At 62.4% G+C, this 21643-nt stretch carries 22 protein-coding genes; 13 read left to right on the top strand and 9 right to left on the bottom strand.

The window, feature by feature from the left end; translation table 11 throughout:
- Positions 1-357: 357 nt before the first annotated feature.
- Together WDLP6_RS31575 and WDLP6_RS31570 are read left to right on the top strand one after the other, a co-directional pair.
- Entirely contained in the window at positions 358-1374 is a 1017-nt protein-coding gene (locus WDLP6_RS31575; protein WP_162571130.1) for an adenine-specific methyltransferase EcoRI family protein, read from the top strand.
- Entirely contained in the window at positions 1364-2488 is a 1125-nt protein-coding gene (locus WDLP6_RS31570; RefSeq protein WP_162571129.1) for an HNH endonuclease family protein, read from the top strand. Before WDLP6_RS31575 ends, WDLP6_RS31570 begins: the two co-directional genes overlap by 11 nt.
- A gap of 61 nt (positions 2489-2549) precedes the next feature.
- Here WDLP6_RS31570 and WDLP6_RS31565 read toward each other — a convergent pair whose 3' ends face one another.
- Complete coding sequence (locus WDLP6_RS31565) at positions 2550-3815, bottom strand: tyrosine-type recombinase/integrase (RefSeq protein ID WP_232077619.1); 1266 nt, start codon at positions 3813-3815, stop codon at positions 2550-2552.
- A gap of 467 nt (positions 3816-4282) precedes the next feature.
- Here WDLP6_RS31565 and WDLP6_RS31560 point away from each other — a divergent pair, with 467 nt between their 5' ends.
- On the top strand, positions 4283-5302 hold the full coding sequence (locus WDLP6_RS31560; RefSeq protein ID WP_232077612.1) for a hypothetical protein: 1020 nt from the start codon (positions 4283-4285) through the stop codon (positions 5300-5302).
- A 271-nt stretch (positions 5303-5573) separates the two neighbouring features.
- Positions 5574-6329: a hypothetical protein gene (locus WDLP6_RS31555; RefSeq protein ID WP_068673701.1), complete on the top strand. Its 756-nt coding sequence runs from the start codon at positions 5574-5576 to the stop codon at positions 6327-6329.
- Here the strand turns inward: WDLP6_RS31555 and WDLP6_RS31550 are convergent.
- Positions 6326-7117: a competence protein CoiA gene (locus WDLP6_RS31550; protein WP_162571126.1), complete on the bottom strand. Its 792-nt coding sequence runs from the start codon at positions 7115-7117 to the stop codon at positions 6326-6328. The genes WDLP6_RS31555 and WDLP6_RS31550 overlap by 4 nt on opposite strands.
- Positions 7118-7201: 84 nt before the next feature.
- Entirely contained in the window at positions 7202-7474 is a 273-nt protein-coding gene (locus WDLP6_RS31545; RefSeq protein ID WP_162571125.1) for a hypothetical protein, read from the bottom strand.
- A gap of 164 nt (positions 7475-7638) precedes the next feature.
- On the opposite strand from WDLP6_RS31545, the gene WDLP6_RS31540 reads away from it, so the two are divergent.
- Both WDLP6_RS31540 and WDLP6_RS35415 read left to right on the top strand, forming a co-directional pair.
- Positions 7639-7989 carry a hypothetical protein gene (locus WDLP6_RS31540; protein ID WP_068673706.1) on the top strand — a complete coding sequence of 117 codons (351 nt, stop codon included), beginning with the start codon at positions 7639-7641 and terminating at the stop codon, positions 7987-7989.
- A gap of 561 nt (positions 7990-8550) precedes the next feature.
- The gene (locus tag WDLP6_RS35415) at positions 8551-8673 is read left to right on the top strand and encodes a hypothetical protein (protein ID WP_269475012.1); all 123 of its coding nucleotides are present in this window, start codon (positions 8551-8553) and stop codon (positions 8671-8673) included.
- 945 nt (positions 8674-9618) lie between these two features.
- On the opposite strand, the gene WDLP6_RS31535 is transcribed toward WDLP6_RS35415, so the two are convergent.
- Positions 9619-10254 (bottom strand): class I SAM-dependent methyltransferase, encoded by a 636-nt coding sequence (locus WDLP6_RS31535; RefSeq protein ID WP_068673713.1) that lies wholly within the window; start codon positions 10252-10254, stop codon positions 9619-9621.
- A 128-nt stretch (positions 10255-10382) separates the two neighbouring features.
- The gene (locus WDLP6_RS31530; RefSeq protein ID WP_162571124.1) at positions 10383-11162 is read right to left on the bottom strand and encodes a DNA/RNA non-specific endonuclease; all 780 of its coding nucleotides are present in this window, start codon (positions 11160-11162) and stop codon (positions 10383-10385) included.
- Between the two features lie 334 nt (positions 11163-11496).
- Between WDLP6_RS31530 and WDLP6_RS31525 the strand changes: the two genes are divergently transcribed.
- The 3 genes from WDLP6_RS31525 (at position 11497) to WDLP6_RS31515 (ending at position 14304) form a co-directional block, all read left to right on the top strand.
- Positions 11497-13344: a PAS domain-containing protein gene (locus tag WDLP6_RS31525; protein WP_232076890.1), complete on the top strand. Its 1848-nt coding sequence runs from the start codon at positions 11497-11499 to the stop codon at positions 13342-13344.
- A gap of 181 nt (positions 13345-13525) precedes the next feature.
- On the top strand, positions 13526-13849 hold the full coding sequence (locus WDLP6_RS31520) for a hypothetical protein (protein ID WP_162571122.1): 324 nt from the start codon (positions 13526-13528) through the stop codon (positions 13847-13849).
- Positions 13846-14304, top strand: a complete 459-nt coding sequence (locus WDLP6_RS31515; RefSeq protein WP_162571121.1) for a hypothetical protein — start codon at positions 13846-13848, stop codon at positions 14302-14304. Before WDLP6_RS31520 ends, WDLP6_RS31515 begins: the two co-directional genes overlap by 4 nt.
- On the opposite strand, the gene WDLP6_RS31510 is transcribed toward WDLP6_RS31515, so the two are convergent.
- Entirely contained in the window at positions 14276-15148 is an 873-nt protein-coding gene (locus WDLP6_RS31510) for a hypothetical protein (protein WP_068673723.1), read from the bottom strand. The two genes, WDLP6_RS31515 and WDLP6_RS31510, sit on opposite strands and share 29 nt — an antisense overlap.
- Positions 15145-15675: a hypothetical protein gene (locus tag WDLP6_RS31505; protein ID WP_162571120.1), complete on the bottom strand. Its 531-nt coding sequence runs from the start codon at positions 15673-15675 to the stop codon at positions 15145-15147. The genes WDLP6_RS31510 and WDLP6_RS31505 overlap by 4 nt, the downstream gene beginning before the upstream one ends.
- Before the next feature lie 144 nt (positions 15676-15819).
- Between WDLP6_RS31505 and ligA the strand changes: the two genes are divergently transcribed.
- On the top strand, positions 15820-17814 hold the full coding sequence (gene ligA / locus WDLP6_RS31500; protein ID WP_162571119.1) for an NAD-dependent DNA ligase LigA: 1995 nt from the start codon (positions 15820-15822) through the stop codon (positions 17812-17814).
- Between the two features lie 90 nt (positions 17815-17904).
- Positions 17905-18144 carry a PAS domain S-box protein gene (locus WDLP6_RS31495; RefSeq protein WP_162571118.1) on the top strand — a complete coding sequence of 80 codons (240 nt, stop codon included), beginning with the start codon at positions 17905-17907 and terminating at the stop codon, positions 18142-18144.
- On the opposite strand, the gene WDLP6_RS31490 is transcribed toward WDLP6_RS31495, so the two are convergent.
- Positions 18133-18570 carry a zinc ribbon domain-containing protein gene (locus tag WDLP6_RS31490; protein ID WP_162571117.1) on the bottom strand — a complete coding sequence of 146 codons (438 nt, stop codon included), beginning with the start codon at positions 18568-18570 and terminating at the stop codon, positions 18133-18135. The genes WDLP6_RS31495 and WDLP6_RS31490 overlap by 12 nt on opposite strands.
- On the opposite strand from WDLP6_RS31490, the gene WDLP6_RS31485 reads away from it, so the two are divergent.
- Complete coding sequence (locus WDLP6_RS31485) at positions 18557-19606, top strand: hypothetical protein (RefSeq protein WP_162571116.1); 1050 nt, start codon at positions 18557-18559, stop codon at positions 19604-19606. The two genes, WDLP6_RS31490 and WDLP6_RS31485, sit on opposite strands and share 14 nt — an antisense overlap.
- 62 nt (positions 19607-19668) lie before the next feature.
- Here WDLP6_RS31485 and WDLP6_RS31480 read toward each other — a convergent pair whose 3' ends face one another.
- Complete coding sequence (locus WDLP6_RS31480; RefSeq protein ID WP_162571115.1) at positions 19669-20856, bottom strand: hypothetical protein; 1188 nt, start codon at positions 20854-20856, stop codon at positions 19669-19671.
- Between the two features lie 273 nt (positions 20857-21129).
- On the opposite strand from WDLP6_RS31480, the gene WDLP6_RS31475 reads away from it, so the two are divergent.
- Positions 21130-21621 carry a hypothetical protein gene (locus WDLP6_RS31475; protein WP_162571114.1) on the top strand — a complete coding sequence of 164 codons (492 nt, stop codon included), beginning with the start codon at positions 21130-21132 and terminating at the stop codon, positions 21619-21621.
- Positions 21622-21643: the final 22 nt, after the last annotated feature.

The raw sequence follows: 21643 nt of genomic DNA, 5'->3' as shown, positions 1-21643 counted from the left end.
GGGGCTGGCCGCGGAGCTATCGCTTCGGGGTCGGCGGCCTTACGGTATCCCACCCTCCGACAACCGCGAGGGTCTCAATGAGCGTCCGCGCCACCTCCTCAAATCTTTGGGGGCCTAGCACGGCCGCGCTGGCCGGCTGCAGCCATGCTCGCTCCATCTGGTGGTCGCGCCCGAGGCGCAGACTCATCGCGGATTTAAAACGCGGCCTTTATACGCGTTATAGCCGCCGAAAGTGCGGCGCTTAACCCATCGCCAGCACCCACAAGGATATTCACTCGTAGCACCGCCTCACTGCGATAGCAGGCGGAAAAGTTGACTCGCGCTTGCTACGGGTGCTGCTCTCTCTTGGAGCAGACTTTGACACGTGCCGCCACCTCACCAACCAATTCAAGCACTAGCAACACTTCACTGCATGCCGCCAAGCGTGGCAAAAACGACGAGTTTTATACCCAGCTTACTGACATTGAAAAGGAGCTGCGGCACTACAAGGGCCACTTTGCAGGGAAAACTGTCTTTTGCAACTGCGATGACCCCGAGTGGTCCAACTTCTGGAAGTACTTCACCCTGAACTTTGAGCACCTTGGTTTGGCTAAGTTAGTTGCCACGCATTACGCAAGCGGGGGGCCATCCTACAAACTGGAGTTCACTGGCGCCGATAAGTCTCTGGTCAAGACGGACCTTACAGGCGACGGTGACTTCCGTAGCGCAGAGTGCGTAGAAATCCTGCAAGAAGCGGATATCGTTGTCACGAATCCGCCGTTTTCCCTCTTCAGAGAATACGTGGCTCAGCTCATCGAGCACAAGAAGCAGTTCTTGATAATCGGAAATCAAAACGCGCTTACGTACAAGGAAATCTTCACGCTTATCAAGGAAAACGTCGTCTGGGCGGGGACCGACAACGGAGGAACGAAATGGTTTGAGGTGCCCACGCATTATGAGATACAGACGCAATCAAGAGTTCAAATTATTGATGGAGTGAAGTACTTCAGCATGGGCAGCGTATATTGGTTCACCAACCTTTTCCATAGCAAACGGAAGGCGGAGCTGGTCCTTTTCAAAGTTTACGCGGGGAGCGAAAGTTCCTACCCGCGATACGACAACTTTGATGCCATTGAAGTGTCCAAAGTCAGCGATATTCCATGTGACTATGCCGGGTGCATGGGTGTCCCCATCACGTTCCTAGACAAATACAACCCGTCCCAATTCGAAATCGTGGGGAGTTTTAATGCTGGCGCTCACGGCGAGGAACTAGGCGCCACTAAAACCGCAATTGTCACGAAGGGCAAGTCCATGTTGTGGAACGGCCCGGTAGTGAACAAGGCCCCCCTCTACAAACGCATAATCGTAAAATTGAAGAAGCAAAATGAAAATTGAACCAAGACAGATATCCATCGGGGAGCTGGTAAGTGGATACGCAGACAGCGGCGACGCCGGCGTAGTTGGCTTCGGGGGGAGACTAAACATCCGTCCGCCGTACCAGCGTGAGTTCGTCTACAAGGACGTGCAACGCAACAAGGTTCTCGATACTGTTCGCAAAGGATACCCACTCAATGTAATGTACTGGGTTCGAAACCCAGACCCAGATGCTCCTGACGATGAAAAGCTTGCCAGTTTCGAAGTGCTGGACGGCCAGCAGCGCACGCTGAGTATTTGCAAGTACGTGAAGGGTGACTTTTCAATTGACGAGGTGTATTTTCATAACTTGCCCCAAGACCAAATGGACAAGATTCTTGAATACCCGCTGACAGTGTACGTGTGCGAAGGCCCTGAGAGTGAGAAGCTGGATTGGTTTCAAACTATCAACATTGCCGGTGAAAAGCTTACCGACCAAGAACTCCTGAACTCAATATTTGTTGGCCCGTGGCTGCTATCGGCCAAGGCCTATTTCAGCAAACCGAACTGCCCGGCCTACCAAATCGGTTCCGACTACATGACGGGCTCGCCTATCCGGCAGGAATACCTGGAGACAGCCCTCAACTGGATTGAGGGGGGTAACCCGCGCCGTTACATGTCTGGCCACCAACACGACAAGACTGCCTTTGAACTCTGGAATTACTTTAGCAGCGTCATAAATTGGGTAAAGGCTACATTCCCCGTGGTCCGCAGGGAAATGAAGTCCGTCCCTTGGGGAGAGCTCTATAACAAGCACAAAGACGACGACTTGGACCCGGCCGAGTTAGAAACGCGCGTCGTGGCACTAATGAAGGATGAGGACGTCTCGAGGAAGTCTGGCATCTACTCGTACCTCATCACAAAACAAGAGCGTCACCTCAACTTGCGGGCCTTCACTGACAAGGTTAAGGCAGAGGCTTACGCTCGGCAGGCCGGGGCGTGCGCCGACGTGACGTGCCCAGACAAGGGCCGAATCTTCAAGCTTGACGAGATGGAGGGGGACCACGTCGACCCTTGGCACGCCGGCGGCAAGTCCATCCTGGCCAACTGCAAGATGCTCTGCAAGTCCTGCAACCGAAGGAAAGGCGGGGTGTAGGACATCGGTTCGTCAACGCCTACCGAACACCTGCTTCGCGCCGCGGCAGGTGTTCATCCATTCAGGCTTTCGAGGCAATCCAGGGGAGGGTGACTTTTTGGCTCTCTTCGTGCCACGCCTCATCCTGTGAGTGGGTATATCGCTCGGTGGTACGCGCGTCCGCGTGACGCGCGTCCTTTTGCACGATTCGCAGGTCCATCTTGGCATCAACGCGAGCGGTAACTGCCGTGTGCCGCACCCAGTGAGCTGAGGCCGCCAGAAGCTTCTCCTTCTTGTGCGCAGACTCGGATGGCAGAAGGTCCGCGGCTGCGGAAAAAAGCTTTTTCAGTATCTGGTTCAGCCGGCGCGCGGTGATAGAGCTGCCGTCCTTCAACGACACCAAAAGAGGGGAGTCGTCTTTCTTGGTTGGCACCGCGGAGAGCTTGCGGTGCTTGCGGTATCTCACTAGGGCCTGAAGCATGTCGTCGGGCACGGCGACCTTCACGAACTTGTCTCCCTTGCCGAGCACGTGCCACCACCAATGGCCGCGGACCTCCCGGAATGAGCTCATCCGCATACTCTCAAGCTCTCCCGCCCGGGGGCCCAGAAGGTACAGGATGGCGCAGATGAATCGTGCGCGCTCCTTTTCGTCGAGCTGCCGCTCGGAGTCTTCCGGCAGACTTTCTACTGCCTGGGACACGGCCATCCACATCTCTGGGTCGAGAAATCGCTCAATCTTGGCGTCTTCGTCGAGCTGCCGCTCGCCGCGCTTGGCAGCAGTCTTCGAGACCTGCTTACGGACCTGCTTGCGCTTCTGCTTAATCAGACCCAAGGGGTTGCCGTAGAGGTAGCCACTGTTGGCCAGATAGCCTAAAAATGAGTCTAGGCCTGCGAACGCAGTCATCAGCGCGCTTTCACCGACTGGTCCCACAAACGGGCGCCACCGGTCGGTTTCTCGGGGAGCCTTGACCCCGCACCATGTCTCGGCGGGCTGCGGGTCTGCCATGAACCGCAGGTAGGCCTCGTAGTCGTCGGTCATTAGCGCGGATACAGGCTTGTCTCGCTCGTGCCAGGACCAGAGGAACAGCCTCTCCGCCTCCCGGCCGTACTTGCGATGCGTCTCCGGAGACGAATCGAACTGCGCTAAGAACGACTTCAACGCTTCGAGGTCGTTGTCAGCTCGGATGAGAAGCCGCTCTGGTGGTGCACGGTTGGGCCCGGAAGCTCCAAGCAGATGCGCCGGCGGCTTGAGCTGGTCGAGAGGGCGAAGGGGTAGTGGAAGTGCCATAGCCTCGACTGTATCCATCCGCCCTATTTCTGGGAAGAGGAATTCCCAGAAACGGCGCATGCAGCCGCCGGCCCATGACGTGCGCTCTCGCGATATGACAGTTCAGCCGTCACATCGCGAGCGCCGCGTCGTGATTCGGAGCCGGTTCCGCCGGCAAGTCGGAGGCCCTGTGCCCGTGCATGCCGCCTAGTGGCACATCGCGACCGTGACAATCTGCCTGCAAGCGCTCACCCGGAGGTTCGCCCTGGGCCAATCTTTTGGCTGGGCTCGCTCGCGACATGGACTCAGCGCGGCATGTTCTGGTCGGTAGCCTCTCCACCCCTCCGCCCGCCGCAAGACTACGTCCGATTACGTAGAAGAAGTACAATTACGCAAGCACGACATAATTGACCATAATGTCACCACTTCAACCCCTTTGGCACTGCCCGCGCCCAGACCTCGCTAAAGCCTACCTGGCCCAATTGGGGGCTGGCGTCGTCACGAGCACATCCATCTTTGCGCCCCGTCGTACGGGAAAGACCGTCTTCTTGCGTAAGGACTTGACGCCGGCCGCTCAGGCGGCGGGATACCGCGTCGCCTACGTCGACCTCTGGCAAACCACGGTCTCGCCGGCGCTCGCCATCGTGAGGGGTCTGGAGGAGGCCCACGAGCCCAAGAGCCTGCGCGAGCGCGCCGCTGCGAAGCTGCGCGAGCCTATCAAGAAGTTGAAGATGAAGGGCAGCGTTGGAGAGCTCAAGGGCGAGGCGGAGCTCGAGTTCGCCGATGCGAAGACGGCCACGGCCGAATTAGGGCTGCGCATTGACGAGCTCGTGGGGAAGCTGTCGTCGAAGCACCCGCTGCTGCTCTTGGTGGACGAAGCACAAGAACTCGCCCGCACCGAGGCGAATGAAGACGTGGCCAAGAGCTTGCGTACCGCACTGACGAAGCACCGAGACTGCGTGCGAGTTGTTTACACGGGCTCCTCCCGGTCACGCCTGTCGCACATGTTCTCCGACCCCCAAGCGCCGCTGTACGCCCCGGGACTCGGCATCATCGACTTCCCCCTACTGGGCCGGGACCTAGTGGAGTTTGCCGCTGCCAAATTCATCGCGGCGACAGGTGGCACGCGGGTGTTGGACATCGAAGCGGGCGTCGCAGTGCTCGACAGGATGCAGCACCGTCCCGAGCCCTTCTTGACCGCGGTGATGCACCTGCTGGCCACGCCGGAGCTGACGCTCGAGCAAGCTGCAGAAAATGTTGTCAAAGCGGCTGCCGGGCAGGATGACTACGAGGGCACCTGGCGCAGCCTCACCGAGCTTCAGCGCGAAGTGCTCAAGCTGAGCCTGGCCCCCGATTTCAAGCCATTCGCGCGTGCCACCGCACACGCAATCGCGGCGAAGCTGGGGCTCAAGCAGCTGCCGCTATCGACTTTGCAGTCAGTCATGCGCGCCTTGGATGACAGCAACCTGCTCTCAAAATCGCCACGCGGACCCTACGAGTTTGACGACCACCTTTTCAAGCGATGGGTGGAGACGCGGGCAGACGACACCCCTGTCAAGAAGCGCTAGGGCAGAGTTCCGAGGGCTTGCACGTGGCAGGGAGTCCAGGTTCCGCGAGGAGGTCCAGAACGCCATCTGTCGCCTTTCTGGCGACAGCTGTTGCCGCCCTGTGCCCGCCGATGTGCCGCTCCGCGGTACGGCGCCTCGGTGGCACCCTCCTCCCCAGCCCTGGAATGCGCGCCACAAATCACGTCAGCAAGCATTGACGGGGACCTAGCTTGCGCTCGACACTTTGCGACGTCTGCCCTGCCTTCGAGTCCTGCGTGACAAGGAGAACCCCATGAGAACAGCCACCCTCCTCTTGCCCCTCTGCGCGCTTGGGGCAAGTGCTTCCGTATTCGCCGAGGCGACCGAATACGCGGTGCGCTGGGACCCGGACAAAGGGGGGCCCCAGTCGGCTGCAGATGCGGCGACCAAGCTGGAAATCGATGATGACAAACCGAAGAAGTTCGAGGTGCGCTACCTGACCGTCAAGCAGCCGCCCGGGCTGCCGGGCCCGGGCTTCGAGGTCATTGCTCGAGAGCGCACCGACAAGAAGGGACCAGAGGCCATGTACAAGCTGCGCGGACCTAACACCCCCACGGCGAGGCAGACGCTACCGAACTGGCAATGCCCCCTGCAAGGTACGCAGGATGCGAAGGTGGAAGTCGACGTCGCATGGGTCCTGGAGGACGAAACGAAGCCCCATCTTCCGCCCGTCATCCGCGAAGCGATTTCTTACAGCTGCTCGGTCGCGGCGCCCGCAAGCGCAGCCTATCCAAGGTCCTTCAACATGGTGCCGAAGCCGTGCTCCAACCTCGTGAGCCGGCTCAAGGAGGACGTGTCAAAGAAAGTTGCTTGGAAGGTCGAAGAGTGGACTCTCCCTACAAAGAGCCGAATGGTCGAGCTCTCGTATGCTGTCGACGCCGGAAGCGACGAGCACAGGGCCGCTTTCCAGAAGAAGGTGGATGCCCTGCTTAAGGCAGGCGCTATTCCTTTGCCGAGCTCCAAGACCACGATGGGTGGCACCTGTCCGCGGAAGGCGCGGCGCGCCTAGCGGCGAACCGTAAGCTTAGCCAGTCCTCCCCGAGGAAACGACATCCCACCTACACGCAGTTCAACGGAGCGCCAGCTGCGCTCCAGCTGCAGGCACTCCAAAGGTAAATAGGCTTCGCAAAACAGGTCTGCATACCTCCGTGAGGATTTTTCATAGCCGCCAGCGGACCGTTGGGCGCCTCCGCGCTCCGTCCACTCGCTCACGGGCACAGACGTCCTATAAGCACGTAGCTTTCCGCAGAGCACTCCCCCGAGCAGGGGGTTGAACATGGGCACCTGCCCGAAGCTGAAAACCTCAATCCACCGCTCGAAAGGCCGCGGCGAATACCGCATCGGTATCGGAATATCGCTCGGCCGCAGAAAGCAACGGTAGTCGATGTCCACCAGGCTGACCCAAGCCACGTGCAGACCCATGTCGACGTACCCGCGCGTGCGCCGCTCAATTTCCCTCGGGTCGATGGGCGTGTGCTGGAGTTCTACGACGAAGCGCTCTCCATCCCGTTCCGCGTACACATCGGCGCGCTGCGCGCCCAGTGGGACCTCTGGCTCCGCGTCATAGCCCGAGTTTCTCAGGGCGTCCGCCATCGCCTGCTTGGCTTGCAGATGAGCTTGCGACTCTCCGACCGTCCAGGCGCACGCAATGGTCGAGCGGTGTGCGAAATGAGCGACGCGGACCGTGCCCTGGCGAAGAATCACCGTTTCCTGGCAATTTGGGCACAGGAACGGCGCCTGGCTCTTCGAGGCCTTGGCGGCTTGTAGTCGGGACCCCTGCACCGTTGCAACCAACATCCTGGGCGCCTCCTGGTGAGCCGGATTCTAGGCGGCCTGAGACGGCGGCGTGCCGCATCCAGCACGGGCCGGCCGCGCGACGCGCTAAAGGTCAGGCGTCGGATAGAAGAACTCGGTTTTCGAAGTGTTGTGACGTGAGGGATGCAGACTGCCGGCAATCTCGGCGAGCATGGCGGCCGCAGCCCGGTTGGCGGCACGCGCGTCGTCGATGTCGTCCATCCGCACGCCCAGCTCGGTCGTCCACGCGTTGCGCTTGGCGTCGAAGTCCCCCAGGCGGCGGGTTTCGAGACATGCGGTTCCGCTCGGGAACAGCCGCAGCTCCTGCACTTCCCGCACGTCCGCCGAGTCATGGAACATCTGGATTGCAGGGCTTCCGAACTTGCGCAGGCTCCGGGCCTTGATGGCATCGCGGTTGGTGACAATCGCGCAGGTCAGCTGGGTAGGTTGCGTGGTTTTAAGTATGAACGCTTCGCCCGCGAGACTTCCTATACGTGGCAGTTTTCACCACAAAGGACATCTCAATGGGCTACGACTTCGAAGGATACAAGCGCCTCACCCATCGGTTCCGCCAAGGCTGGGCCTCCGAGGACGAACATGAGCACGTGGGTCGGTTTCGCGTCCTGAATGTGCGCCACCAGGCGCCATCGGACCATGAGGCCGAGTACGGGTCCGGCGGCCAAAGCTTCATCACCGTACGTGCCCCTCGTGCCGTCTCCGCGGACATCGTTGCGCAGGTTCTGCGCGACAACTTCGCTACTGGCTGCCGCTGCGAGCACGACTGCTGTGGGCACACGTCGAGCTACCCGGGCACACCCGTCCGGGTTAAGCAGCGTCGCTGGGTTGTTCCTGTACAGCTGCGTCAGAACATCTAATTCAAAGGAGCTCCAACTGTGCTGGAGCTCCTTTTTCTCATTTGGCGGGGGAAGAGGACCAGCCCGCGGGTAATCGGAGGGTCGGGGCGGCCAAGGCGACGCTCAGGAGCGCCGGCTTGGCACCTTTCCTGGCTTCCGCGTTTGTGACCGGACGGCTACCCAGCGGCTACCCAACCTCGGGTCGACAGCTGCATACACCTCCGCGAACACGTAGACCGCATCACGGTTGCATGCGCAGGGCACGGCGGCGCCTCCGCACTCGCAGCCGCTGTCGCTTACGAGCGCTGATGGCCGGTCAGGGTGGTCTTCGCAGACCCATCCGCTATCAAGACAGGTTACGCAGTTCACCTGGGCGAGCTCTCTCGGCGGTTCCGCCTTCATGGCTAAAGGATACTGCCTTACTGCTCTGGCGTCAGAACGCAGCGGCTGAGGAAGGCGGCGGGGTGGCAGGACGAATCCACCCACATCCGCTACGATGACAGCATTAACAAAGCCGCCGTTCCACTGCCGACCAACGACGAAGAGTTCCAGGCGCTGGCTAGGGAGGTCAGCTACCTGCAAATGCAAAAGCAGGCGCAGCTCGTCAAGAATCCGCCCATCGACGCGCGCTGGTGGTTCCCCTGGGCCGTCACCGCCATTGGCGCCTCGGTTGGCGCACTGGCAGTGATGCTGCTGAAGCCGTGACCAGGGCCGGTGGCACGACCCCGGCCGGCTACGTCGGGGGCTCATCGCTCGACGCTACGGCTAGAGCTCAGCGCCGGCGCGCCCAACCACCCGCCCGAGTACCTGCACGTTCGCGCTCTCTGCCAGGTCGATGACATCCTTTGCTTCGATAGGCGAGACCAACAGCACAACGGAGTCACCTTTGCATTGTGCTTTTCGCACTGTGAGCTGACCAGCTCTCCACAGGCAGTAGAGCTTCCCCTCCTCCGGGGCCGTATCTCGATAGTTCAGGGCGAAGGCCTCCCCGGGCATCAGGTACGGAGACATTGACCCGTCCGGCATCTCGGCGAAGACAAGGCTGCCGGCGCTGCCGCCAGTTGACGGGCTACGCAACGCTCCAAACTCCCTTCGTTCGCCGCTCAGGTCGGGACAAACCTCGAGCTTTGTGCCGCCGCTGAAGGTCGTCTTGAGTGCAATCGGAGGGATGCTGAGCGATGGGCTCTGGCTGGAAGCAGCTGGGGCCTCCGTAGTGGTTGGCGAAGCTTCGCTGTCGAAGTCGAACGCTGTTGCTTGTTTCTGGGGTCGCGGGAAGCCTCGCCCCTCTCCCAAGCGCACCCAGCTATGGCTTACGAGGTGGTCTGGAAGGAGTGAGAGAACGGGCTCAAAGTACTCACTGTGCGCACTGCCGCGACGGAGCGCCGCTAAAAGGCTCTGGGCCTCCCGGAGACCAGCACGCCGCGCAAGTGCCGCGCGATTGCGGACGCCTAACGCGTCGAGCGCAAAGTCCAAGCGACCTCCAAACGTTGCAAGCTTCTGTTCTGGTGACTTTGAATCTCCGGCGCTCATCGGTTCGTTCGTGAAGGGTTATCGAACCGCTGATGGTAGCAATATAGGTGACAGCAGTGCAACTAAAGTAATTGTATCCGGCTACGATTGTTTAATTGTCGCCGCGACAAAGCGTCGCGATTATAAGTACGGCTTGCGTGCACACATCGTGAGCCACACCGTACCGTCTGCCGCCAGATAGCTGTCCGCAGCGAAGCTCTCGAACTGGCCGAGACCCGCCCGGGCGACCACGCGAGCGAACTTTTCAGTCGTCGTGTAGTTGAAGAATCTGCCGTCACTGGCGACGGACGTGCCCTCTCCCCGCTCCATCACCGCGCAGAGCACACCGCCAGGCCTCAAGCTGCGCGCGAGGCGCTGCAGCGCATCCACCTGGGCCGAGTCATCGAGGTGGAGCAGGCTGCCGGATGCCCAGACACCGTCAAATGCGCCCTGCCAGACGACCTCGTCGAAGCGCAGGTGCAGGACCTCCTGGCCACAAGTCGCGCTGGCGAGCTCCGCCATCTCCTTGCAACCGTCGAATGCCACGACCTCCAGGCCAAGCCGGCGGAACTCCAATGCGTCCCGCGCGCTACCGCACCCTGCGTCGAGCACAGTGCTGCCTGCGATGCCGTTGGGAAGTCTTTGCACGAAGAACCCCCGTTCGCGGGACATGTCGACCCCGGCAGTGCGCTGTGCATAAACACCGGCAGTAGCGGCGTAGGCGTCCAGGGTGCGGTTGACAGGCTGACGGGCGAGACGTCCGTTGAAGAGGTTCATTTGAGACACAGAAGAGTTGCGGGAGCGTGTGCCTCGTACAGGCACGGGCGTTTAAACAGCGGCCGCGCGGGATTCGCCAGTCAAGAAAAAGCCCCGGGTAAATCCCCGGGGCTTGTAAAAGCACGTTCTTAGCTGGAAGGTCGAACGCCTGGCAGGAAGTCGATGCCGGTGCGCCTGACAAGCTCCTCGTAGGAGATTGGCCGGCCGGCACGCGCGGTGTCGGTGTTCTCCAGCCAATGTGCCCATGCCCGGTTAGACGTCTGGTCATAAACTAGCTTGTATAGGTGGCTCGGAACCCAAACCTGCCCCGTCGCTAACGTCCGAACAGGGCCGGCGAAGACGGGCCCGGTGAAGACGAATACATCACCGGTCGCGCGCATGGCGTACTTCCGCGTCGCGGATTCGATGTCCTTCCAAGTCCTGCGATTGTTCTGCGGCGCCTGCGGCATCATGTTCGCTAAGCTGAAACTTTGAGCCATCGCTCGGGCGTTGGGCATGTCCCCTGCCGCAATCACGTGCCCGCGGTCGACCTTAACTCGGACCTGCTTGGTCGAGTCGTCCGGGTCCTGGACGAGTAACCCTGCCTTGTAGTCCTCCAGCGCGGCCCGCTCCGCTCGAGGCAAGCGCGCCTCTTCGTAGAACCGGTCTGTTCGCTCCTCGCCTTTGGCGTCGAGCAGCAGGCTACGGTTCAGCCTCTCCGCGCCAAAGAGCGGGGTCTTGGACTGCCCGGAGTGCAGGATTGCGAATGAATCGAAGCAGAGCTCCCGTCGCAACTCGGGCGCGCGGGAGACGACTGGCACCTTGCCGCCGACAAAGAACTGCGGGCAAGCCGCAAAGCCTGGCTGCGCCGCACCGGTGGACGCCAGCGCGGTGGCCAGCAGGCCGCCCAGTAGTACGTTCCTCCACATATTTACCTCCTTGGTTGTGTCCAGGAGGTGTAGGGAGCAAGGTTTTGACGCGTGCCTAAGGCGCCTTCAAGAAATTGCGATACGCAGCGCGCGGACTTCAAGACTGCTGCGGGATGCCGATAACCCGCTTACGCAGGACACGCATTGCTGAGTTTTGAGCCGCCTTCCCCCTCCCTTCCGGCAGAGCCTTACTGCTCGCCTCACGACCGTATGCACGGTTGTCGCGGCATCATTGGTCGCCGCCTTGCTCTTTGTTCAGTACCAGGGCTCCCGTGTCGCCCTTCGCGCCTCAGTGGAGAGGCACCACGCGCGGCTCACTGAGCGCACTGCTGCCGTGTTCGAAGACCGCCTGCAAGCGCTAAGCGAGCTTGCAGACGGCGTTGCAGCGTCGCTCGACGAGGCAGCCCTGCGTGACAAGCCCCGGCTTCAACAGCGGCTTGCGCAACTGACCTTGGTTGCCCCGCACGCATTCAGGACGCTGAGCGTCACGGATTTGAACGGATACCCACTCGCATGGGTGCCAGCGACCACCGGACCACAGGCCGACGCTTCAGTGGCCGACCGGAGCTACTTCAGCGGCGTCCTCGCCACACAATCGCGAGTCATCGTGGGTCCGGTGCTCAGTCGGTCCCTTCGCACGCACGTCACGATTTTCTCTTCGCCCATTTACGGAGCAGAAGGCAAGGTGGTCGGCGTGGTCGTGGGGTCTATCGAGAATATCGCGCTTGCCGCCACCGCCGGCCTTGGCGACTTCGCAGGTGGCCCTGCGTCCCTGGTGACCGTCGCCTCCGAGGAGGGAACCATCATTGCCCAACGGAACGCCGACCGGATGGGGGAATCCGTGCGCACGCTGGGCCCGATGGCAAAGCTCTTTACGGAAGCTGAGGCCCCAAGCGGTCTCGTTTACGGCATGAATGCGGATGGCGTGCCGAGCCTAATGTACGTAACCACCATCTCGGGCCCGTCCAGCCCCTGGCGACTGGTCATGGAGGCCCCGGTGTCTAAAATCTTCACTGACGAAGCTGAGCTTAGATGGCACTTCTTGGTCGTGCTTTCCGCGGGGACCGCACTTCTCCCCCTGCTTTGGCTCACCATCCGCGCGGTGCTGCAGCCGTTGCGCGTTCTCCACCGCCAGGTGGCGGCGGTGAGCCTTGGCAATACTGTCCCAGCCATGGACACGTCCGGACTGCACACCTCTGATGAGCTGGAACTCGCGGAGGCGGTGCGCACCATCTCGCGCGCGAGTACAAAAAGTCTCTCCGTCGAGGAGGCGGAGACCACGCGCTTGCGAACAGCCCTGCACAACGTCGACGCCGGCGTCCTCGTCGTCGACTGCGAATCTCGAATCACTACCATCAACCAGGTGGCGGCGAGGCTGCTGGGCTGGCGAGTTTCCGACGCGCTGAACCGGCCCTTGGACCAGGTCTACCAACCGCGGCTACGGGCTTCGGGGGAAACCATGCCGAGCCTGCATCCTGCGCTGCTGAGCGCCAAGACTGCGCTAAGACGAGTCAACACTTTGGAGGCGGTGAGCCGTGACGGCAAGGCGGTACCCCTCTCGGAAGCGTCTGTCCCAGTTTTCCTTGCGGACGGAAGCACGGCCGGCGCCGTCATCGTCATCCGAGGTCCAAGCGCGGCCGAGGTGCCCGCCGTGGCAGGGGTGCACCTCAGAGACGAAACCACGGGGCTGCGGCGGCACTGCGAGTTGCAGTCCGTTCTGACAAAGCTCTTCAACGCCAATGGGCCCGCCGACGGGCACCACGCCGTCATCACCATGGACATGGCAGGTTGCGGGGACCAGGGTCCGAACCTTGGGCAGCTGAGAAATGCGGGCAAGGCGGTTCGCGAGACCCTTCGCATGGGCGACAGGGGGTTCCGCTGGACGGAGGCGAGCCTCCTCCTCGTTCTCAAGAACTGCGACCTGCCGGAGGCCGCTTTCCTCGCGGAGGACGTTTTGGGGAAGCTGCGCGCGTCGGACGCCCAAACCGCTCCGCAGGTCAGCGTCGGGGTCCTCGCCTTCGGCCCCGGCCCGGCCACATGGACCGAGGTCGTGCAGGCAGCCACGCGGGTGACTGACGCGGCCAGAAGGCAACCGGGGGCGGTGTATATCGCTCCGGAATCCAACGGGGCCGGCATGCTCGACGCCCTGGGCGACCTCTTCGGCCAGGCGCCGGCGGCTTAGGACGAAATACGGAGGAGACCGCATCAGGCGGGCCCCTCCGTCAAATTCCGCTCATCACTTCGGAGTTTTGCGACCTAGTCGCTTGCTATGGTATAGGCGCTATGCTAAATCTGCCCCAGCGCCGCTGCTAATGAAGCGATACTGGTTGACCGTAAAGTGGTTCTGATGGTATACTTTAAGCATGACAAACATCAAAGCTGCAGCCCCCGGCCTCGCCGCCCTCACGCCGGAAGAAGTTCGCGTCGAGCTTGGCCGCTATGGGATGATGCTTGATGCTGCGGACAGCCGCCGGCTCGTGCTGTCGCCCCGCCTCTATCGCGAAGCCGCCGTACGTGCCAAGACCATGATTCAGAGCCAGCTCGAAAGCTTTGAATGCATGGCGGTCTGCTCCGAATACCCGTCCTTGACCGAACTGCACAATGGGTTGCTCTTCGAGCGCCAGGTCCAGCTCGGGATGGTCAGCGTCCCTGTCAACGTCAACTGGCTCCAGGAAGCCCGCTCGTGAGCCTCGGCACGCTCAGCCGGAGCGCCTACCAGGCGGTCGCCCTGGCCTTTGCTGGGCGCTTTCAGCAGCTGCACCACGCAGCCCGCGCTGACGACGCCAAGGCGGTCCTTCTCGCTGCGGCCACTTTCGCCGTTGACCGCACGGTGCCGGACCCTGAGCTGACCCTGCGCGCGCGGTTCCGTACGACCGAGGACCCTGTCCGGTTCCTTATCGAGCAGCGCGACATCGTCTTCCCGGTGCCAACGACTGAATGGCGCGCGCGCCCGCCTCTTTTGCGCAAGTCCTCGCTAAGCCCAATGCTGGACGCCATGGACACCCTGCTCAAAGGCGGTTCGCTCCCCGAGCAGCGAGCGTCCCACGTGCACGCCTGGCTTGCCCCGTTTCTGGCAGTAGCCCCGGAGCTCGCGCCCGACCTCGACGCGCTCCTCAACGTACCTGCTCGCCGTAGAGCGTGACGCTCAGTGCGCTCATGCCTCCCGTTGGCAGGCCTTCCAGTTCTTGCCGGAACTCGAGGCGGACTCGCCCGGGCGTCGAAGGCAACTGAGCCGACGACTGAAACCGCACGGCGACCGAGCAGCTTTCGCCGGGCAGGAGCACCGCGCAGCTGCTATCACCAAGGCTGAAGCCCGGCGTAGCCGCCGCGCCGGCGATGGCCAGCGATTGCATTGGCAGCCGGTTGGTCACGGTGAGAGTCCAGGGAGCGCTCAGCTGCCCTGCCCGCGCCTGGAGCACGGCAGCCACTTGTGCATGCCCTGGCAGCACCGCCGCCGGCTCCTCATCCTGAAGCGTCCCAGTCACTTCCAGCCCAGCGTCCATCGCGGTGGGCGTAGGAACCAGCCTCCGGTCCAAGGGCACTATGGCCGAGGCGCCCACGGGATATGCCGCGGGTGCAACCCATTGCGCAGCCCCCGTGCACCCGCCGTCTGCGGGGGTCAAGTGGGCGCCCTGGGCGCCTCGAACGAAGTCAATCCAGTCCTGCGTGCTGTTTAGGGTGGCTGTCAGGCAGAGCTTCGACTGGTCCTCGTCTACCGCCGAGAGCCCCCATGAAACCTTGTGGCCACGGGGCATGAATCCATACGCAGGGAAAAGGTCTGCGGCAGAAGCGGCCGCGGGCAACTGGTCGTACGTACCAGGACTGAAGACGGCGGCGCGTCGATAGAACGCGTTTTTCACGTCTTTGGCTGCGCGCGCGACCTCCGCGCCGACAGACGTTGCGCTCAACATCGGTTCGGCGGCCAGGCAAGGCGCAGCGAACGCGACGGCAAGGACTGCGACGGTGGTGCGCAGGCGGCGGTTCATCGATTCACGCCAGGGGTATACGCCACGTAGAAGGTCACCGCGCGAGCCGGCGCAGCGTTCCAATTGGAGGGGGCCGCCTGTGTGACCGTCGCACCGCAACTCGTGTTCACGAACGCCTGGTCGCGCGAGAAGGCGCTCACGCCGCGGTAGAGGCCTCGCCCGACTCCCTGAAGCCCGGCCCGGGTGGGGGCCAGGCAGAAATAGTTCAGGTTTGCGTACCGGCTGCCATCGTCACCGTGCTGGCCGTAGGTCCACACGTAGCCTGCGGGGGCAGCAGGCGCAAAGCGCAGCAAGGGCAGGAACTGCGCGGAAAAGCCGCCATCACTGGCCGCAAGGACGGCGGGCGGCACGCCGCCGGCTGCGCGGGTCGCCGCGTCATAGGCTTCCTCAAGCTGCGGAAGAGCGGTGCGCACCTGCTGCTCCACGTCACGTGCAGCCCCCCGCCAGGCCGGCAGGTAGTTGATTGAGACCATCACAAGCGCGGATGTGAGTGCGATGGCCATGACGGTCAGGATGAGTTGAAACATTGGCTGCAATTGCGGGAGCTTTGTCCGTCTAGCCAGGACGTTTAAACTAAAACTTAGTCCAGACACCCCCGGTATCTAAACAACTAGTGCTAGAACCCTTTTACATGCAATCTGTTATAATCACACATTGGACACAAGGACAACATGACCATCCACGAGCAACACAGCAACCTGAAGGCAACGGTCGCCAGCCATGGCCACCGCTACTACGTGATGGACGCGGCCGTCATCTCCGATGCGGAGTACGACGCACTGTTTCGCGAGCTCCAGGCGCTGGAGGCAAGGCATCCCGAACTTGACCGGTCCGACTCTCCCACTCAACGCGTCGGCGGCGCGCCACTGGCTGCGTTCTCTGACGTGCGGCACCTGCGACCGATGCTCTCCATTGACAACGCGATGGACGGGCAGGAAGCTGCGGCCTTCGTCGCATCCGTTGCCGCACAGCTTGGCATCCCGGAGAGCGAGGTGGAGTTCTGCGCCGAACTGAAGTACGACGGCGCATCCTGCGCGCTGGTCTACGAGTTCGGGGTCCTCAAGTTGGCCGCATCCCGCGGCGATGGCGAGACCGGCGAGAACGTGACGGCCCAGGTTCGGACCATCCGAAACGTGCCGCTGCGCATCAGCAACACGGCACCGCGCGTGGAAGTGCGCGGCGAGGTCGTCATCACCAAGGAAGACTTCGCCCGCATCAACGCGGCCCAGGACGCCAAGGGCGACAAGCGCTTCGCCAATCCTCGAAATGCATCGGCCGGCGGCCTGCGCAACCTGGACCCCAAGGTCACGGCTTCGCGCCGGTTGACCTTCCTTGCGTACAGCTTTGGCGAATGCCAGGGCTACCTGCCAGCCGGCACCCAGTTCGAGCAGCTCAAGACGCTCGTCGCCGAAGGCTTTGAAATCAGCGACACGGTCAAGGTCGTCAAGGGGGTCAACGGCGTGCAAGCTCACTTCGAGCAAATACAGAAGGAGCGCGCCGGACTTCCCTTCGAAATCGACGGCGTCGTCTTCAAGGTCAACGCTTCTCGCTACCAGGACCAGCTTGGCTGGAACTCGCGCACCCCTCGCTGGGCCATCGCGTTCAAGTTCCCGCCCGAGGAAGCCACTACCAAATGCATCGGCATCGACGTCCAGGTGGGGCGCACCGGCAAGCTCACTCCCGTCGCCAAGCTCGCCCCCGTCTATGTCGGTGGCGTGACGGTGACCAGCGCGACGTTGCACAACGAAGACGAGGCGCGCCGCAAGGATGTGCGCGTGGGCGACACCGTGGTGGTACGCCGCGCTGGCGATGTCATCCCGGAAATCGTGCGCCCCGTGCTTGAACTGCGCGCGGGCACCGAGGCCTCGTACACGGCGCCAGCCACCTGCCCTGTTTGCGGCTCCGCAGTGCACAAGGAAGAGGACAGCGCCGACCACCGCTGCACCGGCGGATTGAACTGCCCTGCGCAACGGCTGTTTGCCATCACGCACTTCGCGTCGCGCCTTGCGCTCGACATCCGAGGCATGGCGGAGGGCACCGTTGAGAAGATGCTGCAGGCAAGGCTCCTCGAGCGGCCCAGTGGCCTCTTCCACCTGCGCGTGGAGGATATCCAGACGCTGCCAGGCATGGGCCTTACGTCTGCCACCAACCTGGTCGACGCAGTCATCGAGGTCAAGCAGCCCGAGCTGAATCGGTTCATCTATGCCCTGGGCATCCCGGGCGTGGGCGAGGCGACCGCCAAGGACCTGGCCAAGCGCTTCAAGTCGTTCGCTGCGTTCCGCAATGCGGACCTCGATGCGCTGCTACAGGTGTCGGACGTGGGTGAGACCACTGCGAGCAACGTGCTGGCGTTCTTCGCGAACCCGGACAACGCCGCCGAAGTGGACCGCCTGCTGTTCTTCGTGGGACCGAAGGATGTCGAAAGCGGCGTCGCGAATCCCGCCATTGTGGACAAGACCTTCGTCATCACCGGCACCCTGTCCAAGCCCCGCGAGACGTTCAAGGCGCTGATTGAAGGCGCAGGCGGCAAGGTGGCTGGCTCGGTCTCCAAGAAGACCCACTACCTGCTTGCAGGCGAAGAGGCTGGCACCAAGCTGGCCAAGGCCCAGGAACTCAACGTGTCCGTCCTGGACGAAGCCGCCTTCGAGGCACTTCTCGCCGGATAGAGCCACTCCATTTCATTCCAGACCGCTCCCACACAGGGGGCGGTCTTTTTTAGGCCCGGCGTTCGCTGGCCACCCGAAACCAGACAAACCATGAAGCGCAATCTCCCTGGTACCCATCGCGAATATCAACTCGGCAGCGAGACCCTTGTCTCGATGACCGACCTGAACAGCATCATCACCTACGTGAATCCTGCGTTCGTTGAGGCGAGCGGCTACAGTGAGGATGAGCTCGTCGGTCAGCCGCACAACGTCGTTCGCCACCCCGACATGCCCTCCGAAGCTTTCCGAGATATGTGGGCCACCGTGAATCTCCCGCGACTAAACGCCTGACGGCGCTGTAGTCGTGGCACCTTCCTGCTTCCTCGGGCACTGCGCGATGTCGGCTTTCGCTTCGTCGCGACTTACACCACCCTCCACAGGCACATCGGGCGATTCCAGCCCTGCCTTTGTTGCGCGCCGTCGATAGGCGACACGCTTCCTGGCCTTCACGACGACCTTTTGGTCGCGCACCATCCCGATACCTCGGCCCGCAATGATGCGGGCGGCGTTCGTATCGGCGTGCGCTTCGAGTCCGCAGCGTTGACAGGCAAACCGCTGTGCGTCGCGGTTGCCTGGGTGAGTGTGCCCGCACCGGGAACACTCTTGGGATGAATAGGCCGCAGGCACCTGCAGCACGAGAACGTTGCGCCGGGCCGCCTTGTAGCCCAGCTGCTCGGCAATGCGCCCACAGGCGCTCGAGAGGATGGCCCGGTTCAAACCCGCCTTGCTCGCGGCGCCGTTGACGAAGCCACCGCCCGGTCTCGTCCTGCCGGGCCTTGGGCCGAGCCGTCATGTTTCCCACCTTCAGCGCCTCGAGCACCAGCAGTTGCGGCACGCCGGCGTCGTTCGCTTTGGATTCGAGCAGGTCATGGCTGGTCTGGTGGCTGAAGTCCCGCAGAACCTCGCGCTTGTAGGCGAGCTTGCGCGCCAGGCGGTCTCGAGTCTTGCGGCTGTTGGCGCTGCCCTTCTCCTGACGGGCGAGCCGGCGCTGGTGGCGCTTCGCGCCGACAGCTTTTCGGGCGATGCGCGCCTTCTGCACGGCGCTCAGGGCGTAGAACCGTCCGTCGGAGGTCGCGAGACAGTTGTCCGCGACATTGCGGTCAAGGCCGAGCGTGCGCGTTTCGAGCGCGGGGCCGTCGAGCAGGTCGAGCTCGTAGGCGAGCTCTTCCTCATTGCGCGCCACAAAGCCCTTCGGCGCGGCGTGCTCGTAGCTGAAGCTGACAAACCACTGTCCACCGGTGCAGCGCAGCGTCAGCGACTTGGGCACTTCATATGGACGGTGCGCCGTGAACGGGAGGCTGCCGAACCCGAACTTGTCGTTGCCGAGGACGAGCTCGTGGCGCAGGTCGCCTTGAGGCTCATCGAGCTCCCTGAACTCGAAGAGCTCACTGGAGACGCGCACGCTGTCGAAGTTGAGGCGGTTGCGCCGGCGCGGCGCCCGGGCCAACCCTTTGAGCTGGCGCTGCTTGCCCTCGAACCAGCGCTCGGCGCCGATGCGCAGGACCTGCGAGGGAACTTCACCGAGCCAGGGCGTCGTCTCGCCCCGGAACTGCGCGTACGCGCGGTCCAGCGGCGTGGCCGCCTCGGCCGCGGTCCTGCCGCGCGCCAGCATCGAGAGGCGCATGCCGGCGAAGTAGCGGTCTTCGTCGACCTTTGCGTTATAGATGCACCGCTGGTGTCCGACCCATTGGCGCAGGCGCTGCGCCATGGCTGCGTCGGGGCGTGCGCGAAACCGCACGCCGGACTGCAGTAGAACGGGGGAAGGAGCGACAGGCACGGGCACGAGTCGACAGTATGTTAGGCGAGAACTGTCGTTCAGACCAACATTGCCGACAGGTCGTAGGTAACGGCTTGCGGCGGTAGCCAGCCGCTGCCGTCCGGCTTCTTCGTCATCCCGACCTCGGCTTGGCGACAGGCCGCGACGTAGTGGTGGGCGTCGTAATCCTTCGCCGGGAAGTTGGGGTGCATCGACTGCATCACGCTCACCAAGCCCTTCACCCAACCGCCTAGCGCGCCCCAGATGTAGACGGCGTCGCCGTACGCGGGCTTGTCGCTCCCCGCAGCACGAACGTTCTCGACCTTGCGGCGGAACGAAACGCTCGTGCGCATCACGTGGCCCTGGACGAAGGCAAAGTCCACGGTCCTGCCTGCCTCGCAGGCGGCTGCAATCTCACGACCCTCGGCGCTGTCCGCAAAGCGCGCGACCGTGGCGTCCGCGTCGTCGTACTTCGTGATGGGTCGGTCGTTGTCGTCGGTCGCCTCGAACTCACGCATGAGCGTTCCGGTCCGGGCTGCACCGCCGTCGATGCGCCACGTGTAGAGGACGAAGGGGTTTCCGTCCTTCTTGCTCGCGCCCAACTCGGTGAACTCGACGCCGGTGTACGTCTCCTGGTCGTCTTCTGCTACGCCCTTTGCCGTCTCGATGCCGCGGCGGCGCTTGCGGTTGATGTCTGCGTCAAACGGCGTGACCATGTTTCGGTCATCGCCCAAAGCCGCGCCCAGGAACGCAAGGGCCATCTCCCAGTCCATGTCCGAAGTCATCGAGAGAGATTCCTTGGCCGCAAGCTGCTCCGCGGTGAGGAGCATGACCTTCGCTCCATCCGCAAACAGGCGGGTATAGCCCTCCGCGATTCGAAGCGCGGGATAGTCTTTCGACGAGAGCAGGTAGAAGCCCGACGACGAGAAAAGGGGCTTGCCCTCCTCCTGTTTCTGAACTTTCGTCGGCTTGTTGTTCTCCTTCTCGAACACCGGCGACAGTGCGTCGGCCGCCACCGCGTAAACCTTGCCGCCCAGCAGCTTGTTGAAGTCCATCCCGCCTCGGCCGTGACGTTGAGCGACCACGACCTGGCGGCCGTCGGCCATGAAAGCCGTGAGTCGATGCATCTGGTTTTCGTTGGGCGCAAGCTGGGCGTCAAGGCCCTTGGTAGGCTTCTCGCCTCGAAGGATGGCGCTCTGCACCAGGAGGTCGAACTTCTTGCTGGGAGTCGGGAGCGACGTGTTCATGGAACTCTCTGTCGATGGCTCTTGCTGGCGATGAGACGCGGAAGAGCCGGATTGAAGGATACCGCCCTAGAGGGCGTTCGACGTATAGCCACCTGCCCCTGCTCGCGCGCCTGAATTGGCGAGCCAAAAAGCTAAATCCCATCCGTCGGTGCGTTGCATTTTAGCATACGTTGCTCTAAACTCTAAAGCGTTTGTGCCCACTATTCTCAACTGCCAGTGGGTTCCGTTCGGTCGCTATACCGGTGCAGGACAACATTCAACGAAAACTTTACGATGAACACATTTCTGTCTCCAGGCACCTTCCTCATACTGGCGACGGTGTTGGCTGTTATCGCGGCGACCGGTGAAATGGTTGGCGATGACCGCATGGCCTCCGTTCACTCCCGGTATGAGCTCGCAAGCCGGCTGCTTCGGCTACAGTGGTACCCCGCCGTCGCGTTGTGGGGGGCTAGTGCGGTATGTTGCGGCTACCAGGCATCGGGCCACACAACGGTCGTGATGCTGGTCGGCCTGCTCTTCATCTACTTGAGGGGCGGCCGCGCCGTCTTCACACGCCCCAGCCTGCAGGTATTCCGGCGCCTCGTTTTGCCGACGCTGGTCACGTGCATCACTGTGGCTTACGCAGCGGCAAGCGGCTTCCCTTTCAACCACCATGGATTCGTCGCGTTCGAGGTCCTTACAGGCCTGTTCGGCGCCGGCGTGGTGCGCGAGTCAGCGGCTTATCGCGAGCCAGACCTCGAAATGCGCACGTCCCTGTTCGGCTAGACCCTTTCTCCTCTTCTCCCCT

Source organism: Variovorax sp. PBL-E5, from assembly GCF_901827185.1.
GTDB lineage: Bacteria > Pseudomonadota > Gammaproteobacteria > Burkholderiales > Burkholderiaceae_C > Variovorax.
This window is presented reverse-complemented; position numbering and strand designations above follow the sequence as displayed.